Source organism: Patiriisocius marinus, assembly GCF_008974325.1.
Taxonomy (GTDB): domain Bacteria; phylum Bacteroidota; class Bacteroidia; order Flavobacteriales; family Flavobacteriaceae; genus Patiriisocius; species Patiriisocius marinus.
Map to the genome: position 1 here is coordinate 25598 of NZ_BKCG01000002.1, position 17955 is coordinate 43552.

General features: G+C 33.5%; 18 protein-coding genes and 2 pseudogenes. 13 read left to right on the forward strand and 7 right to left on the reverse strand.

Annotated elements, in window-relative coordinates:
* Nucleotides 1-7 precede the first annotated feature (7 nt).
* Together GBH57_RS05085 and GBH57_RS05090 are read right to left on the reverse strand one after the other, a co-directional pair.
* Nucleotides 8-1075: a glycosyltransferase family 4 protein gene (locus tag GBH57_RS05085; RefSeq protein ID WP_151672998.1), complete on the reverse strand. Its 1068-nt coding sequence runs from the start codon at nucleotides 1073-1075 to the stop codon at nucleotides 8-10.
* A gap of 61 nt (nucleotides 1076-1136) precedes the next feature.
* The gene (locus GBH57_RS05090) at nucleotides 1137-1898 is read right to left on the reverse strand and encodes a glycosyltransferase family 2 protein (protein ID WP_151672999.1); all 762 of its coding nucleotides are present in this window, start codon (nucleotides 1896-1898) and stop codon (nucleotides 1137-1139) included.
* A 79-nt stretch (nucleotides 1899-1977) separates the two neighbouring features.
* Between GBH57_RS05090 and GBH57_RS05095 the strand changes: the two genes are divergently transcribed.
* Complete coding sequence (locus tag GBH57_RS05095; protein ID WP_151673000.1) at nucleotides 1978-2661, forward strand: polysaccharide deacetylase family protein; 684 nt, start codon at nucleotides 1978-1980, stop codon at nucleotides 2659-2661.
* 23 nt (nucleotides 2662-2684) lie between these two features.
* Here GBH57_RS05095 and GBH57_RS05100 read toward each other — a convergent pair whose 3' ends face one another.
* Entirely contained in the window at nucleotides 2685-3422 is a 738-nt protein-coding gene (locus tag GBH57_RS05100) for a glycosyltransferase family 2 protein (protein ID WP_151673001.1), read from the reverse strand.
* A gap of 135 nt (nucleotides 3423-3557) precedes the next feature.
* On the opposite strand from GBH57_RS05100, the pseudogene GBH57_RS16145 reads away from it, so the two are divergent.
* Nucleotides 3558-4376: pseudogene (locus tag GBH57_RS16145) on the forward strand (glycosyltransferase family 2 protein); the annotation flags it as partial.
* Nucleotides 4377-4409: 33 nt separating this feature from the next.
* A pseudogene (locus tag GBH57_RS05105) lies at nucleotides 4410-5198 on the forward strand (glycosyltransferase family 2 protein); the annotation flags it as partial.
* Nucleotides 5199-5213: 15 nt separating this feature from the next.
* On the opposite strand, the gene GBH57_RS05110 reads toward GBH57_RS05105, so the two are convergent.
* Entirely contained in the window at nucleotides 5214-5795 is a 582-nt protein-coding gene (locus tag GBH57_RS05110) for a class I SAM-dependent methyltransferase (protein ID WP_151673002.1), read from the reverse strand.
* A 1-nt stretch (nucleotide 5796) separates the two neighbouring features.
* Nucleotides 5797-6870 carry a glycosyltransferase family 9 protein gene (locus tag GBH57_RS05115; protein WP_151673003.1) on the reverse strand — a complete coding sequence of 358 codons (1074 nt, stop codon included), beginning with the start codon at nucleotides 6868-6870 and terminating at the stop codon, nucleotides 5797-5799.
* Nucleotides 6871-6956: 86 nt separating this feature from the next.
* Here GBH57_RS05115 and GBH57_RS05120 point away from each other — a divergent pair, with 86 nt between their 5' ends.
* A complete protein-coding gene (locus tag GBH57_RS05120; protein WP_151673004.1) occupies nucleotides 6957-7703 on the forward strand; it encodes a lipopolysaccharide kinase InaA family protein in 747 nt (248 codons plus the stop codon).
* Nucleotides 7704-7741: 38 nt separating this feature from the next.
* Here GBH57_RS05120 and GBH57_RS05125 read toward each other — a convergent pair whose 3' ends face one another.
* Together GBH57_RS05125 and GBH57_RS05130 are read right to left on the reverse strand one after the other, a co-directional pair.
* Nucleotides 7742-8356, reverse strand: coding sequence for a hypothetical protein (locus GBH57_RS05125; RefSeq protein ID WP_151673005.1), 615 nt, complete (start codon nucleotides 8354-8356; stop codon nucleotides 7742-7744).
* A 10-nt stretch (nucleotides 8357-8366) separates the two neighbouring features.
* On the reverse strand, nucleotides 8367-9191 hold the full coding sequence (locus tag GBH57_RS05130; RefSeq protein ID WP_151673006.1) for a 2,3,4,5-tetrahydropyridine-2,6-dicarboxylate N-succinyltransferase: 825 nt from the start codon (nucleotides 9189-9191) through the stop codon (nucleotides 8367-8369).
* Nucleotides 9192-9338: 147 nt separating this feature from the next.
* Here GBH57_RS05130 and ruvX point away from each other — a divergent pair, with 147 nt between their 5' ends.
* The 9 genes from ruvX (at nucleotide 9339) to GBH57_RS05175 (ending at nucleotide 17890) form a co-directional block, all read left to right on the forward strand.
* On the forward strand, nucleotides 9339-9749 hold the full coding sequence (ruvX, locus tag GBH57_RS05135) for a Holliday junction resolvase RuvX (RefSeq protein WP_151673007.1): 411 nt from the start codon (nucleotides 9339-9341) through the stop codon (nucleotides 9747-9749).
* A gap of 59 nt (nucleotides 9750-9808) precedes the next feature.
* Nucleotides 9809-10399: a peptide deformylase gene (gene def / locus GBH57_RS05140; RefSeq protein ID WP_151673439.1), complete on the forward strand. Its 591-nt coding sequence runs from the start codon at nucleotides 9809-9811 to the stop codon at nucleotides 10397-10399.
* Between the two features lie 112 nt (nucleotides 10400-10511).
* Nucleotides 10512-11054, forward strand: a complete 543-nt coding sequence (locus GBH57_RS05145; protein WP_151673008.1) for a DUF5606 family protein — start codon at nucleotides 10512-10514, stop codon at nucleotides 11052-11054.
* Between the two features lie 102 nt (nucleotides 11055-11156).
* Complete coding sequence (gene mazG, locus GBH57_RS05150) at nucleotides 11157-11930, forward strand: nucleoside triphosphate pyrophosphohydrolase (protein WP_151673009.1); 774 nt, start codon at nucleotides 11157-11159, stop codon at nucleotides 11928-11930.
* Nucleotides 11931-12026: 96 nt separating this feature from the next.
* Nucleotides 12027-12404, forward strand: coding sequence for a hypothetical protein (locus GBH57_RS05155; protein WP_151673010.1), 378 nt, complete (start codon nucleotides 12027-12029; stop codon nucleotides 12402-12404).
* A gap of 180 nt (nucleotides 12405-12584) precedes the next feature.
* Nucleotides 12585-14228 (forward strand): CTP synthase, encoded by a 1644-nt coding sequence (pyrG, locus tag GBH57_RS05160; protein ID WP_151673011.1) that lies wholly within the window; start codon nucleotides 12585-12587, stop codon nucleotides 14226-14228.
* 4 nt (nucleotides 14229-14232) lie between these two features.
* Complete coding sequence (locus GBH57_RS05165) at nucleotides 14233-14982, forward strand: hypothetical protein (protein ID WP_151673012.1); 750 nt, start codon at nucleotides 14233-14235, stop codon at nucleotides 14980-14982.
* 201 nt (nucleotides 14983-15183) lie between these two features.
* Complete coding sequence (yidC, locus tag GBH57_RS05170) at nucleotides 15184-17070, forward strand: membrane protein insertase YidC (protein WP_151673013.1); 1887 nt, start codon at nucleotides 15184-15186, stop codon at nucleotides 17068-17070.
* 118 nt (nucleotides 17071-17188) lie between these two features.
* Complete coding sequence (locus GBH57_RS05175) at nucleotides 17189-17890, forward strand: toxin-antitoxin system YwqK family antitoxin (RefSeq protein WP_151673014.1); 702 nt, start codon at nucleotides 17189-17191, stop codon at nucleotides 17888-17890.
* Nucleotides 17891-17955: the final 65 nt, after the last annotated feature.

A 17955-nucleotide genomic window follows, 5' to 3' on the forward strand; every position in this document is an offset into this window, starting at 1 on the left:
TACCAAATTATCTTAAAATTGTTTGATACACCTTAATGTATTCCTTGGCAGTTGTATCCCAATTAAAGCTTTTAGCGCGATCTATGTACCATTGGGTATAAAAATCCTTTTGGTCATTATATTTCTTCATTCCGTTTTTAAGAGTACCAGCCATATATTGTGGTTCGTAATGATCCCAATAAAAACTGTGTTCACCACCTATTTCGGGTAGGGAGGTGTTGTTTGAAATAAATACGGGTTTCCCAAATCGCATAGCTTCAATGGGGGGTATACCAAAACCTTCGCGATGACTTGGAAATACAAAAGCAGCACATTTAGAGAGATAGTATTTTTTTTCATCGTCGCCTATTTTTCCAGTTTGAATTACACGATTTTGTACGCCTAGATCTTCGGCTAATTGTGTTAATTGATCAGCATAAATGGAGCTGTTGTTTCCAGACAGTACTAAACTGTATTCTGGTAAAAACGGTAACATAGAAACGAGGCTTTTAAAGTTTTTGCGTTCACTAAAATCGCCAATTGAGAACAGAAATTTATCAGGTGTTGGTTTGCCAAGCTTAAACGTTTCAGGTATTGAAACATCAGTAATCGTGTTTCCATTATAGATTACATATTCAGGTATATTTGGCACGTTGAAATGGCTGTTGGTATCTTGCTTCGCAAATTTTGAAATGTAGACAATAGCCGTTGCGCGGCTTAATTTCTCTTCAAACTTTTCTCTTAATTTTTTTTGTAACGTTTCAGACCCTTCAGTTACAAAATGAATATCATGTACTGTAAGTAAATATGGTATTTTAAAAAAAGGTTCAATTTTAATATTCTGATTTAAAGAATGCCAAAGATTGTATTTCTTTTTAATACGGAAAGGTTTGTGGCGTTGTATACTTTGGTAGCGTTTATATTTAAAGGAGTTGCCAAACTCAGCTTTCATTCCTATAACATCTTGCACATTGAGCATCATTTTAAAACCAGGAGTTTCCTGTTTTGATAAGGCTTTAATTAAGTGATAATTAAATTGCCCAAAACCAGAGAACTTGTTTTTTAGATTATGTGCTTCTAGGAATACGGTTTTCATTTGGTGTTTTTTAAAATCTTATGTTTTGAAGTCGAAATCGAACTTAAAAATTTAAAATATATTATTCAATATTTCGATACAGCAACCACAAGTTAACGTAGCGTTTAAATACGGAGAAGGCACTTACGTATGCTAAAATAAAACCTTCTGTACCATCAAGGATTCCTAATTTAAAAAAATACTGATTTACAAAACGGTACCAAGGTCTAAAGAAAAAATGATACGCATTTGGTTTCTTTCCTTTTTCATAAAGCATTTGCGCTTTTAAGTCACTGTATTTATGCATTTTTCCTGTGTAATCGTCAAACGATTTGTAAGTATGATGTGGTACTTTAGTGGAGAGACGACTTACTTTGCCATCTGTTTCCATTGTTTCGTGAACTAGGTTTCCGTTGTAGTTACAGTAATTTTTATTGAAAAACCGAATCACATAATCATTCTGCAATCCGCTATATTTTATGCGTTTCCCCATAAAATAAAAAGTCCTGTTTACCTCATAAGCAATGGCTTTAGGTTGCTTTAATTCGGTTAAAATTTCCGAAGCCAATTCTTTAGAGATTACCTCGTCAGGATCAAAAAATACTAACCAATCATTAGTAGTTTTTGAAATCGCATAATTTTTTTGAGAGGAAAAGTTGTCAAATGTTCTCTCAAACACAGTGACTTTTGAATGTTTTTTAGCAACAGCAACAGTGTTATCTGTGCTAAAACTGTCTACAATTATAATTTCGTCTGCAAACCAAAGGCTTTCAAGGAAGGCTGGCAAAGCAGTTTCTTCGTTGAGTGTGATGACAACTGCAGAGATTTTAGGTAGATTTTCCAAATACTAGTAAATGTTTGGGTAAAAATACTAATTTTACGAAGATAACACCGTAGCAATTTTGAGCAGACTTTCCATTTTAATGTATCACCACATCACCCAAGAGGAGGGTAGTGGGTTGACAATTTCAGCCGCTAAGTTTGAGGAGCAGTTGCAGTACCTTTCTAAAAAGGGGTACACTTCGTATCATTTAAAAGAGTTGTTGATACTTAAAAAGTTGCCAGCTAAAAAAAATGTAGTCATTACTTTTGATGATGGTTTCGAGAGTCAGAGAGAGTTCGCGCTTCCGTTGCTTAAAAAGTATGGGTTTAAAGCGACCTTTTTTATTCCTTTAAAATATTTAGGTACTAACGATTCGTGGCATACTAAAGAGATTCCAATAATGACTTCGGAAACTTTAAAAACATTAGACCTTAGCACTGTAGAATTAGCGCACCACAGTTATGCTCACCGAAAATATGATGCGCTTACAATTCCTGAAGTTGCTGAAGATGTACGGTTAAGTTTTGAAACGCTAGATAAAAACGATATGTCTTTTGGACCTTTTATGGCGTATCCTTATGGTAAATTTCCAAAACTCGCTGCGTCTAATCTACAATTTAAAAATCAGCTTCGTGATGCAGGTTTTGCGTATGGACTACGTATTGGGAATCGTGTAAATACGTTTCCTTTTAAAGATCCTTTCGAGATACAGCGTATTGATGTGAAAGGGGAGTTTTCATTAAGAAAGTTTAAGCGTAAAGTTAGATTCGGCAAGTTTTTTTAAGCCAAAATTTTAAAGCTTTATTATTACCTCATTCCTTTATAAAGGAGTCTCAGCTTTACGTAACGCTGAAAAACTCCGTAAGCATTTACTGCAGCAACAGTAAGTCCTGGAACACCATCTTTGAATCCGCCTTTTAAAATAAACGAACTAAAAAAACGATAAATGGGTTTAAAGAAAAAGTGAAATAATGTCGCTTTTTTACCTTTGTTGTATAGTTGTTCTGCTTGATACCAGGCGTAACTTTCTTTTTTAGTGATATAATTGGTTAAACCTTTGTAGGTGTAATGGAGCATTTTATTTTCAAGTTTCCCAATAGATCCTTCGCAGGTTAGTTTTTCGTGTACTTTACCGCTGTAACTAGCGCCTTCTCGTTTTACTAATCTAAGCACATCATCACTGTGGCTGTATAGAAAACGGTTCATATAAAAATGTGGAAAATTTATTTTGTAGCCTCCGTGTTTAGGATTAGCAATTGTAGCTTTAATTTCTTGCTCGAGCGATTGTGTAACACGCTCATCTGCATCTAAAAACAGCACCCAATCACCAGTAGCGTGTTGTAAAGCTGCATTTTTCTGACCACTAAAATTATCGAACTTTCGTTCTAAAACTTTCGTAACTAGTGGTTTTGCTAGCGCTACTGTTTCATCATCACTAAACGAATCTATAAGGATTATCTCATCAGCAAAAGCAACAGACTTGAGCGCGTCTATGATATAGGCGGCTTCATTATACGTGGGTATGATTACTGTAAGTGTAGACACGCTTCAAAATTATAGAAATACGAATGGATAATTGATATTTCAGAAGAAAATATTAAGATAAATTGATTCTAATAGTTGTTTGGTTTTTAATATTTCAGAATTAATAAAACTGCAATTTGTCCTATCTTTGTAAACATGCAACAACTGGATACTTCTATAATTATTAGCACATATAATGCGATAGATTGGTTAGAGAAAACCTTATTGGGTTATAACAATCAAACCTATAGAATGTTTGAAATTGTTATAGCAGATGATGGTTCTGGGCCTGAAACTAAAGCATTATTAGATAAATTGCGTGAGGAGGTTTTTTACCCAATAGTTCACGTATGGCACGAGGATAATGGTTTTCAAAAATCTCAGATTTTAAATAAAGCGGTACTACAATGCAGTACTCCTTATATAATAATGAGTGATGGCGATTGTATTCCACGAAAAGATTTTGTGGAGCAACACGTTAAATATCGTGAAGAAGGGTTCTTTCTTTCTGGAGGATATTTTATGTTGCCAATGAATATTTCAGAAAAAATTACAAAAGAAGATATCTACGAGGAGCGGTGTTTTGATCTTAATTGGTTAAAAGAAAATGGATTGAACACCTCGTTTAAAAACCAAAAGTTAACTGCAGGAAAGGTTACGGCGTCTATTTTAAATTTAATAACACCTACTAATGCTAGCTGGAATGGACATAATGCTTCTGGATGGACGAAAGATATTATTGCAGTAAATGGGCTTAACGAGGAAATGCAGTATGGAGGACAAGACCGTGAGTTAGGAGAGCGCCTTTTTAATGCAGGAATAAAGTCTAAACAAATTAGATACAATGCTATAGTAGTGCATTTGGATCACCCTCGTGGTTATAAAAATGAAGCTTCAATTAAAAAAAATCAAGCAATTAGAAAGGAAACCCGCGAACTTGAAAAGGCGTGGACAGAACACGGTATTTTAAAAGAACCGAATAAAAAACCTAAAATATCAGTAATTGTAAGTACATATAATCAACCAAGATGGCTTGAGAAAGCCTTATGGGGATTCGAGCAACAACAAGTTTCAGATTTTGAAATTGTAATTGCAGATGACGGTTCCACAAATGAAACCAAAAATCTTATTGATCGATTTATAGCAAATTCTAAGTTGAGAATTACCCACGTTTGGCAAGAAGATGATGGTTTTCAAAAGACTAAAATTTTAAACAAAGCCATAGTTGCAAGTCAGGGAGATTATTTGATTTTTACTGATGGAGATTGTATTCCAAGAAACGATTTTATTTTTAAACATTTAAAACATCGCCGAAAAGGGTATTTTTTATCTGGTGGTTATTATAAACTATGCGAACCTATTTCTGAAGCTGTAAGTAAAGAAGATATTGAAAAGCAAACTTGCTTTGATGTGGATTGGCTAGTGGCTAATGGGCAGAAAAAATCGTTTAAAATGAATAAGCTTACTTCAAAAGGAGCTAAGGAAAGTTTGTTGAATACTATTACAACAACAACGCCTACTTGGGATGGAAATAATGCTTCAGGGTGGCGAGAGGATATTTTAGCGGTAAATGGTTTTGATGAGCGAATGCAATATGGAGGTGAAGATAGGGAGCTTGGAGAGCGTTTAACAAACTATGGCGTTCAAGGTGTTCAAATACGTTATAGTGCTGTCACTATACATTTAGCTCACGCTCGTGGTTATGTAACGGAAGATATGATTGTGAAAAACAAAGCGATTAGGGCAACTACTAAAAAAGAAAATAAGGTTTGGACGGAGTACGGAATTGAGAAATAATTTCACTACTCACTCTCACAACTTAGCGTAAACTCCCACTTTCCAATAGCGTAATTCCTCGTCTGTAGTTACATTAGTAAAGTCTAGTTCTTTTAGGTTTGTGTGATCTTTAAAAAACTCCCAACAACCTGTTCCTTCTCTGTATATAGAAGTGATTATGATTCCATCTCCATTCAATGCGCTAATCATTCTGTCTAATACTTCTTGTTTTTTGGTATCGTGAATGTAGTAGAATGCTTCGTTAAAAATAATGACGTCAAATTTTCTTTTTGGGATATATGTGATCGCATCAGCCGTTTCAAATTCGGCGTTAGGAAGCTTTCGTGCTTTAGCTTTTTCGATTGATACTTTAGAAAAATCTAAACCTAGAAAATAGGAGTAGGGTGTTTGTTGCATTCGCATTGTTAAAACTCCATCACCAGAGCCAATGTCCATAACACTTGGGTTTTTATTTCCGTGAGTTTCTATGTAGTCTATTATTTGTTGGTAACGTTTTAGTTCTTTTTCACTTGCTAAACTATCCCAGCGACCACTTTTGTATTGCTTGTCCCAGCGCATTTTACGACGCCAATGATGGAATTTGTCGAGTATATTCATATTATTTTTTGGCGGTGTTTAAATGTAATTCTAAAAATGGTTTTAGTTTTTCTAGAATCATTTCTGGGGTTAATTTTTGATATAAGGCATCTGGGTTCTCTTCAATTTTACGGCGTTCCTCTAGTGTAAATGTGTTGAATAAATCTGGCTTCTCTTCTAATAAATGAATAGAGTCGTGATCATTTCCATCTTCAAAACTGCACCAATGTTCTTTATTGACATAAGGCGAATAAATTGTAAAAGTGGGAACATCAAGTGCTTTAGTAATATGTACGCTTCCTCCTTCATTACTTACAAGTAGGTCGCATTGATTCATCAATTTTATAAAACCACGAATACTGTCTTCGTAAATATCAAGATTGATTTGCTCTTTATTATCACAGAGTTCGTAGATTTTTTGAGCTTCAGGTTTTTGGTGTGGTGCGTAATTAAATAATATTGTTCCGTTATAAGTTTTAGTAATGTAATTTATGATTTTGGCTATATAATTATACGGCATCGATTTTTGTGGAGTACTTCCAAGCACGCCAAGCATAATCACAGGTTTTTTTACCTCGGAAACAGGATTGTATTTTTTTTCTTCGGCTGTTAAAAATATTTTAGGCGCGTACTCAGGGTTTTCTAAACCGAAAACAGACTCAATCATATTAATACGATCTTCAATAGCTTTTCCACAGCTTTTAGTACGATGTTCAGCAAAATTAATAGGATGTGTAAAAAAAGGAAGCTTTAATGTTTTGTGAGCTCGTTTAAATCCTATGCGCGTTTCGGCTTTAGAAAACAGGCAAATTAGCCTACTTTGTAATTTAGAATAAGGATCGAAAATGATGTCAAATTTCTGTTTACGAATACGGCGGACCATTTTCATAAGCTCTAAAGGTTTTTTTAATACCTTTTCTTGAACTGAAATTATATGGTCTATGTTGGGATTATTTTCTAAAACACCTGTGGTATAATCGTATACAAAATAAGTTACTTCGCTCTGCGGAAATACCTTTTTTATATTATTTGCGATAACAGAGGAGATGAGTACATCGCCAATTCGTTTGTTTTGTATTACGAGAATTTGTTTCACTATCATTACCTTCGCAAAGTAGCTATTTTTAAGGTAAATTTAAATCAATATTGACTGATTTTAATTCCGTTTTACTGAAAAACCACATGAATTTAGAAATTATCATACATCCAGATTACGTATCGCAACACGAAGCGATTATTGCGTTACTTTTAGGTTTTGATAAAAATGAAAATTTTGTCACTAAGGGTGACCGTAATGTTATAAAAAAGGCAGGTTTAGGACAAAAAGTAGTGAATATTAAAAGTTTTAAAAAGCCGAATTTTTTCCAAAGCATCGTCTATGCATATGTACGTAAAAGTAAAGCAGAGCGTTCTTTTGAATATGCAAAATTGCTAACCGAAAAGGGGATTAATACTCCAGCACCCATTGCTTACGCAATTAATAAAAAAGGTGGTATAGCAGAAAGTTATTATATTAGTGCTCATCTAAGTTACGATTTAGATTTTAGAGTTTTAAACCACACTCCTCTATATCCAGAACGCGATATCATCTTGCGTCAGTTTGCTGCTTTTACATTTAAGTTACACGAAGCAGGTATTGAGTTTTTAGATCATTCGCCAGGAAACACGTTGATTAAAAAAGTTTCTCCAGAACAATATGAGTTTTATTTGATTGATTTAAATAGGATGAAATTTGGTGAAATGTCTCTTGAAAAGAGAATGCATAATTTTAGACGCTTGTGGCTTTCTAAAAAAATGATAAATGTAATGGCTCCAGTGTATGCTAAGTTAGCTGGAGTTTCTGAAACTGAAATACATATGCTAATGTCAAAGTATAGCAAAGAGTTTCAGCGTAAAGTGAATAGAAAGAAATTAAGAAGGAGAAAGTAATTATATATTTCTAGTTAAAGCCTAATATTATTGACTAGTTACAAGCTCTTTAGAATTTTTTGAAAATCTTCATTATAATCGTGGAGAACTACCATTGAATACGTTTCTAGATTTTTTGTAATTATAAATTGTGTAAAGTAGCGTGTGCTATTTTCGGTTTTTAACTGGTATTTTACTTTGATAGCTTTTAATGAATGTTGAGTAATAAATTTAGCTTCTAATCTGTCAAAAGATACACCTTGTTGCTCAGCGGGTTTTAAGAATTGCCTTTCTGTAGCGTTTACAAACTCGTTTACCAATCCTTTGTTTATAGGGGTGTATGCACCAGGTAAAAACCAAATGGAGTTTGTGTTAACAATAGAGTCTTGGTATAAAACTGGAACATTTCCAGATTGGTCGTAAGATGAAGTTGCAAATTTATAATTCATCTTATCCAGTTTATTTAGATCTGGATTTTGTGTTAGCATTTCGCCTAATTCATCAAGATTTGTTTTTGTATAATTACTTGGAATGTAGACTTTTTTATTTAGAAAATTAACGGGTTGCAAAGCGAACCCGTTAAAAATTTCTTTAGTAGAAGTGGATGTGTCATTACATCCTAATATGAATAGCAATAGTATACTAGCTAATGTGGCAATAGTTATTCTATTCATTTAATAGTATTTATACTGCAACATCATATTCTCTTAATGCAGCATTAAGCGAAGTTTTTTTATCGGTACTCTCTTTACGTTTTCCAATAATAAGTGCGCAAGGAACTTGAAACTCACCAGCTGCGAATTTTTTAGTGTAACTTCCCGGTATTACAACAGATCTTGCAGGGACTACACCTTTAGTTTCGATAGGGGTATCTCCTGTAACGTCTATAATTTTAGTGCTCATAGTTAATACTACGTTAGCACCTAGAACAGCTTCTTTTTCTACACGAACTCCTTCAACAACGATACAACGTGACCCAATAAAAGCACCATCTTCAATGATTACTGGAGAAGCTTGTAAAGGTTCTAATACTCCACCAATTCCAACTCCACCACTCAGGTGAACATTTTTACCTATTTGTGCGCAGCTACCTACGGTTGCCCAAGTATCTACCATAGTACCTTCGTCAACATATGCCCCAATGTTTACATAGCTTGGCATCATTACAACACCTTTAGAGATGTAAGCTCCATGTCGAGCTACAGCATTAGGAACTACTCTAATACCTTTTTCTGCATAGCCTTTTTTCAACGGAATTTTATCGTGGTATTCAAAAATACCCGTTTCTAATGCTTCCATTTTTTGGATTGGGAAATAGAGTACAACACCTTTTTTCACCCATTCGTTTACTTGCCATCCACTTTCAGAATCAGGATTAGGCTCTGCGCAACGAAGAGTTCCGGCATCACATAATGCTACAACTTCTCTAATTGCTGCAATAGTTTCTGGGTTAGTTAATAGGGAACGATCTTCCCATGCTGCTTCTATTTTATTTTTTAATTCGTTCATTTTTAAAATGATGTTTTATTCGGAAATTTTAATAATTCAACGTTTTTGGTATAAATTTAGATGAATCTTATAGCAAATATAACAACCCCAATCAATAACTTTTACATTTTTAGCGTACTATTAAGTAAAGCCTTATTTTTGCAGAGAATGGGACGAATACTTGCTATTGATTATGGAACTAAGCGTACAGGCATTGCAGTGACTGATGAGTTACAGCTAATTGCCAGTGGTTTGACAACAGTTGAAACGCATAATTTAATGCCTTTTATTGCTGAGTATTTAGAAAAAGAGCTTGTAGACACCATTGTCATAGGGCAGCCTACGCAAAAGGATGGTACTCCATCGGATGTTGAAGGAAATATTCAAAACTTTATAAATGGTTTTCAGATTAAATTTCCTAATATGATTATCGCTCGTGAAGAGGAGCGTTATACCAGTAATATGGCATTTCAAACAATGATTGATAGTGGTTTAAAGAAAAAACAACGAAGGAATAAAGCGTTAATAGACGAAATAGCAGCAACTATCATATTACAGAACTATATGCGTTATCGTTAATATTTCGGCTTTGCTTTATAAAAGAATTACAATAATTGATTAAAGAAAAAAGTACAACAATGGTATTACCAATTGTCGCTTATGGCGATCCAGTTTTAAGAAAAGAATGTGAAGATATTGATAAGGATTACCCTAATCTAGAGGCTCTACTTGATAATATGTACGAGACCATGTACGCTGCTAGCGGTGTAGGTTTAGCTGCTCCTCAAATAGGGAAAGCTATCCGCGTATTTTTAGTGGATGCTTCGCCATTTGCAGATGAAGAAGAGATGGGTAAAGAAGAGTTTGAGTTAACATCTAACTTCAAAAGAACTTTTATCAATGCAACTATAATTGAAGAGTCAGGAGATGAATGGGCTTTTAACGAAGGGTGTTTAAGTATTCCAGATGTGCGTGAGGATGTATTTAGACAACCTAATATTAAAGTGCATTATTTCGATGAAAATTTTAAAGAGCATACAGAGGATTTTACTGGTATTGTTGCTAGAGTAATTCAGCATGAATATGATCATATTGAAGGAATTTTATTTACAGATAAACTTTCTGCATTAAAAAAGCGTTTGATTAAAGGTAAATTAACGAATATTAGTAAAGGGAAAACGAATGCAGATTACAGAATGCGTTACCCAAATGCTAAAAAGAAACGTTAAGAGCATTGCACATTTAAAAAATTCAAAACATCTTTGCCACCCCATAATGTAACACGGTACTAAAAGCGTCGTTTATTTAATGGATTAAAGATTAATAAGAAGAACCTACAATATGAGTTTAGAAAAAGTATTATCAATTTCAGGAAAACCAGGTTTATATCGTTTGACAAATCAAACAAGAAGTGGTTTTTTAGCAGAGTCGTTATTAGACAACAAGAAAATTAGCGTAAGTGCAAGACACAACGTGAGTTTGCTTTCGGAAATTGCTATTTATACGTTAACGGAAGAAGTTCCGTTAAGAGAAATTTTCAAGAAAATCGCCGAAAAGGAAGAGGGTAAAGAAACTATAAGCCATAAAGTGCCAAAAATCGAACTTGAAGAGTTCTTTTTTAGTGTAGTGCCAGACTATGATGAAGAGCGTGTGTACGCAAGCGACATTAAAAAAGTGGTGCAATGGTATAATCTATTAGTTAAAAACGGTCTTAATGATTTTTCTGAATCTGCAGCAGCAGCTAAAAAAGAAGATCAAGAAGTAGCTAAAGCAGCAGCGGCAGCACCTAAAGCAAAAAAAGCAGCACCTAAATCTGCAGCGCCTAAAGCTGCTTCAGGTAAAAAAGGAGCAGCAGCTAAAAGTACAGCAGCAAGAAAAAAATAAAAGTTGTAAACTTTATATAATCCCGTTATTCATATTGAATAGCGGGATTTTTTTTGTGTCACTATTTTAAAGGTTTAACTTTACGTTTCAATAATTTTACCAATGAATACAAGAGCCCAACAATTAGCTGCATTTGATAGATTGCTAACCATTATGGACGAATTGAGGGAGCAATGCCCTTGGGATAAAAAGCAAACAATGGAGACCTTACGCCATCTAACCATTGAAGAAACTTACGAGTTAGGTGATGCTATTTTAGAAAAAGATCTAGAGGAGGTAAAGGGAGAATTAGGTGATTTACTTTTACATATCATTTTTTATGCTAAAATAGGAAGTGAAACAAAAGACTTTGATATTGCTGATGTTGCCAATCAAATTTGCGAAAAATTGATACATAGGCATCCGCACATTTACGGTGATGTTGAGGTTGCAAATGAAGAAGAGGTAAAACAAAATTGGGAAGCATTAAAACTTAAGGAAGGTAAAACAAGTGTTTTACAGGGAGTCCCAAAATCATTGCCCGCATTAGTAAAAGCAAACCGAATTCAAGATAAAGTAGCTGGAGTTGGTTTTGATTGGGAATTTCCTGAGCAAGTTTTTGAAAAAGTAAAGGAAGAGCTTGGGGAATTACAAGTTGAGGTTGAAGCCGGTGATCAAGAAAAAATGGAAGATGAATTTGGTGATGTATTGTTTTCAATGATAAACTACGCTAGATTTTTAAAAATTGATCCAGAAAATGCGCTTGAACGCACTAATAAAAAATTTATAAAACGATTTCAGTATTTAGAAAAGAAAGCTAAGGAATTAGGTAAGTCATTGAAAGAAATGACCCTAGAAGAAATGGATATTTACTGGGAAGAAGCTAAAAAGAATTAAATTATTGAATTTGTAAAATTTTCTTAAATTTGAAAGCAACCCTTTTAGAAAACCTGTATCTCTTTAAAAGAACCACAGTAAAAATTGTAAAAGAATATGTTTTTAATCGCAAGATCAGTTTCAAGATGGTACCCTGAATTATTCCTAATTATTTCAGTGATAATTTATTGGGCTTCAGCGGGACAGTTTTTAAATCCTATTGCAATTATTCTCTTAACATTGTTATTTTCACAGCTTACTTATAAAAGCAGAACTTTAGGTTTAGTAATTGCGTCAATTTTAGTGTTGTTAGTGAGTTATTTATTTATAGCATTGATTTCTGATATACTTACTGCCAAATCATTTATTTGGTCAGGACTAAAAATGACAATTATTGGAAGTGGTTATTTGTTTATAACAGGCTATTACTCTGTAGTTCTTTTTATGAAAAATATTGCAACTACGCCAGATCGTTACCCATTAGGAAGCGATTAACAGAGAAAGTTTTATTTCTGAAACTTTAAAAATCACAAAACATATTTTTTCACATACAATTTAGTGAAACTAGTCTATTGCGTTATCCTATAAGTTTTTAGAAATAACGGGTAACTCCTTCGGTATATCTTCATATAAATCCATACCTTTGCATCCCGTATAGAAACTTTTCAAGGTATCATGAGCACTACAAAATACATTTTCGTTACGGGCGGAGTATCATCTTCATTAGGTAAAGGCATAATTGCTGCCTCACTTGCTAAACTGCTGCAGGCGAGGGGTTACCGAGTAACAATCCAAAAATTAGATCCATATATCAACGTTGATCCAGGGACATTAAATCCCTACGAACACGGTGAATGTTATGTAACTGATGATGGAGCAGAAACAGATTTAGATTTAGGACATTACGAGCGTTTTTTAAACGTGCCTACTTCACAAGCTAATAATGTTACTACCGGACGTATTTATCAAAGTGTAATTCAAAAAGAACGCCGTGGTGAATTTTTAGGTAAAACAGTTCAAGTTGTTCCACATATTACAAACGAAATTAAAGAGCGCATCCAGATTTTAGGGAAAAGCGGAAAATTTGATATTGTTATCACTGAAATAGGAGGAACTGTAGGTGATATAGAGTCATTGCCTTATATAGAATCTGTTAGACAACTTAAATGGGAATTAGGCGATGATAATGCATTAGTAATTCATTTAACACTTGTTCCTTTTCTTAAAGCAGCAGGTGAGTTAAAAACAAAACCAACACAACACAGTGTGAAAACATTGATGGAAAGTGGTATCAAAGCAGATATATTAGTGTGTCGTACAGAGCACGAATTGTCTGATGACTTAAAAAGAAAATTGGCCTTATTTTGTAACGTAAAGCAGGAAGCCGTTATTCAATCTATTGATGCATCAACTATTTATGATGTCCCTAACTTAATGTTAGAAGAAGGGCTTGATACAGTTGTTTTATCTAAATTAAACTTAAAAGATAGCATCCCTAATTTAGACCATTGGAATAGTTTCTTGAAAAAACATAAAAACCCTAAAGGGAAAGTTAAAATAGGATTAATAGGTAAATATGTAGAATTACAAGATAGCTATAAATCTATTTTAGAATCGTTTATTCACGCAGGTGCAGAAAATGAAGTGAAAGTAAAAGTAAAGTCAATTCACTCAGAGTTTTTAAATGCAAATGATGTCAAAAAACAATTAAAAGGGCTTGATGCAATTTTGGTTGCACCAGGCTTTGGTGAGCGCGGAATTGAAGGTAAAATTGAAGCTGTGCGTTTTGCTCGTGAAAACAAAATTCCGTTTTTGGGTATTTGTTTAGGAATGCAAATGGCAGTAATAGAATATAGCCGAAATGTGCTAGGTTTAAAAAATGCAAATTCAGTTGAAATGGACCCAGATACAAAGGACCCAGTAATCAACTTAATGGAGGACCAAAAAAGTGTTACTGAAAAAGGTGGAACAATGCGCTTAGGTGCTTGGGCTTGTCATTTACAGTCAGGTAGTATTGTAGCAGATGTTTATAAGGCTAAAGCAATTGATGAGCGTCACCGCCATCGTTTTGAATACAACAATGCTTACAGAGATCAATTAGAGGCTGCAGGATTAAAAACTACTGGGATAAATCCAGAAACAAATCTTGTAGAGATTGTTGAGGTTGAAAACCATCCTTGGTTTATAGGGGTTCAATATCACCCAGAATATAAAAGTACTGTAGCAAATCCACATCCATTATTTGTGAGTTTTGTTAAAGCTGCTTATGATTATTCAAAAAGTAAATCTAAGTCTAAAGCGAAATCTAAATCTAAATAATAATATGGCAATTAGACTTTGCATATTAAGTGTACTGATGTTTGTCATTAGTTCTTGTTCGTTAAACGATGATAATTCAATTGTTATTAATGATGCTTTGTTAGTTAAATCTATAAGCACTAATGGCGTATTGACTGAAAGCTTTGTATATGATGATAACGATCATCTAATTACTAGGTTAGGGAGTTATGAGCTAGGAGCTACAAGAATTGAATTTGAATATGAGGAAAATTTAATTACCTACAATTATTACAATGATCAAAACGAATTGGTTAGAAGTTTAGAAAATCATCTTGAAGGTGGTGTTTTTACACGTCTAGATGAAATTGATGTTAATACAGGAGACGTATTTGCGTACAGATTGTATGCAACTAATTCATCAACCTGTAATTTAGATTCAGTAACTTATTTTGACGAAAATCAAGAACAGTATTTGAATATTGAATTTGACTATTCAGATCAAAATTGTAGTGCAGAAATTTTATTGATAGATAGTAATCCTGATAATCGTTCTAGAAATATTACGGTAAATGACGGAAAAAACAGCGCTATTAAATCTTTAGGATATGCCTTTTATGACACAGTTTTTGCTCATAATAGATTATCATATACTAACTATAATGATGCTAACGAAGTAATTCCGGAAATCTCATATAGTAATGAATTTACTTATAATGAGCTTGACTATCCTATTACTGAAACTAGAACTTATGGTGATGAAAGGATTGTTGTATATAGCTATGACTATTATTAATTAAGACAATATGTCGTAATCTAAATTTAGGATAGATTATTGACTAAAGAAAAAAGTAATTTTGGCAGAGCCGAAATATTAAAGACATTAACTAAGTGAAAACCATTAAAATTTCCGAAGAAATTATTTTAGAAATTTTAAACATTAACTAAGCCTTTTATAGGTAAAAAGTTTCGCCTGCAGATACGGTGAATGAACGATATGGAAAATAAAAAATTTGACCTCAATTCATTAATAGGATTTTTATTAATAGGTGCCATTTTTATATGGATGCTTTATTTGCAAAAACCAACTGATGAAGAAATTGCAGCTGAAGAAGCTAAAATTGAAGCACAGAAAGTCGCTGCTGAAAATGCAAAAAAACAAGCTGAAGAAGAAATTAAGTTAGCCGATGCCGCTGTATTGGAAGTGCCATCAGCAACTGACTCACTAGGGTTATTAAAATTACAAAATGCTTTAGGGTCTTTTGCATATTCTGAAACACTACCGTCTGCCACTAATGCTACTACAGTTGTTGAAAACGATGTTTTGTCTTTAACAATAAGTAATAAGGGTGGTTTTATTACTGAAGCTCGCTTAAAACAATTTAAAACATATGATTCTATTCCAGTATATTTAATAAAGGATGGGAATTCATCATTAAATTTTCAATTTGTTGCAGAGAATAGAACCTTAAACACTAAAGATCGTTATTTTGAACCTACACTTACTCAAAACGGTGAAAATCAAGTGTTAACTATGCGTTTGAAAACTTCGGCTAATGCCTTCGTTGAATATCGTTACGAGTTAATACCTGGAGAGTATATGACTAATTTTAGTATTCGTTCTCAAGGATTAGAGAATGTTGTTGATACAAGTCAAGACATGTACCTTGATTGGAAGTTAAAAGGATACCGTCACGCTAAAAGTATCTCTTACGAAAATAGGTATACGCGTTTAACTTACGAATACGAAGGAGACAAGCATTCTAAGCTTTCGCCTACAGGTGATGATGATGAGGTTGAAAAAGATGTAAACTGGTTAAATATGCGTCAGCACTTTTTTAGCTCGATGTTATTGACTGATAAGTCATTTAAGGAAGTAGCTTTAAGTTCTAGAAACCTAGTTGAGGATGAAGAGATAGATACCGTTTTTACAAAACAATATGGAGCTAAAATTTTATTAGAAGCTAAAGGGGGTGCAATTGCAGAAAATATGAATCTGTATTTTGGACCAACAGATTATAAAATATTTAAAAAATACGATCGTAATCTTGATGAGGCTATGCCTTTAGGGTGGGGGATTTTTGGGATGATTAATAAGTTTCTTATTATACCATTATACGGTTTCTTAAGTGGATGGATGCCAGCAGGTATTGCTATTATTTTATTGACAATCATTTTAAAACTAGCATTATCTCCAGTACAATACAAACAATATGTAGCTCAAGCTAAGATGAAGGTGTTGAAGCCTGAAATTGATGCTATTAAGGAAAGAAACGAAGGTAATGCAATGAAGATTCAGCAGGAAACAATGAAACTTCAAAATATAGCAGGCGCCAGTCCATTGAAAGGTTGCCTCCCTGCACTATTGCAAATTCCTGTATTCTATGCGTTGTTTACATTTTTCCCAACAGCTTTTGATTTACGTCAAAAAAGTTTCTTGTGGGCAGAAGATTTATCAAGTTATGATACCATAGCTGAATTGCCATTCCATATTCCATTCTACGGAGATCACATTAGTTTGTTCCCAATTCTTGCTTCGATAGCGATTTTCATATACATGACAATGACTATGGGGCAAAGTATGCAGACACAACAGCAGCCAGGAATGCCTAATATGAAGTTTTTAATGTATTTGTCGCCACTGTTTATGTTAGTGTTCTTCAATAACTATGCAAGTGGATTATCATTGTATTATTTTGTTTCTAATTTATTGACAATAGGAATTATGCTCTTTATTAAGAATGTTATTATCGATGAAGATAAAATTCACGCTCAAATACAAGTGAATAAGGCAAAGCCGAAAAAACAAAGCAAATTTTCTAAGAAAATGGCTGATATGATGGAGCAAGCAGAAGCACAGAAAAAAGCTCAGAAGAAAAAATAACGTGGGTATTTAATATGTTTTAGAAAGAACTTGTTAAAATCGGCACTCTTTTTGAAAAGTGATATTTATTCAATAGAACTTAATTAAATACGTTATGTTATCTAAATCATCAGGATATATGAAATTTCTGCTCTCTTTTGTTATGTTGTTTTTAGTGTCTACAGTAACTTTGTTTGCTCAGGATATAAATCATACAGATGCTCAAGGCAACCGTCAAGGCGTTTGGAAAAAGTATTTTAAAAATACCAAACAGCTTAGGTATGAAGGCCAATTTAAAGATGGAAAAGAGATAGGAACCTTTAAGTTTTATTGCGAAGAATGTAAAGATCAACCTTCAGTTATAAAAGAGTTTAGAAGTGACGGTTCTGCAAAAGTTTCATATTTTACTATTAAAGGAAAGTTAGTTAGTGAAGGCGAAATGGTTGGTAAAAATCGTCAAGGTGAATGGTTAACATATCACAAAAAAGGGAATAAAGTGATGATGCGCGAAAACTACCTCGACAACAAGTTGGAAGGGGTTGTTACTGTTTATTATGTAAATGATGTGGTTACAGAAACTACAAATTATGTAAATGGTTTAAAACAGGGGGTTAGTAAAAATTACTCAGTAAATGGCGTATTATTAAATGAGCTTAATTACCTCGATGATCAGCTGCAAGGTCGTGCTGTTTATTACGACAGTAATGGACAAATAACTATTGAAGGAACTTATAAAAAAGGACGTAAAGACGGTCTTTGGAAATATTATAAAAATGGAAAAGTAGAACTAGAAGAAATGCATCCAAAGCCATTAATTACAGGAAAGAAAATCAAGAATTAAAACGAATTAAATAGTTTTAAGTTAAACCCAAATTCTGATTTTTAATTAGAATTTGGGTTTTCCTT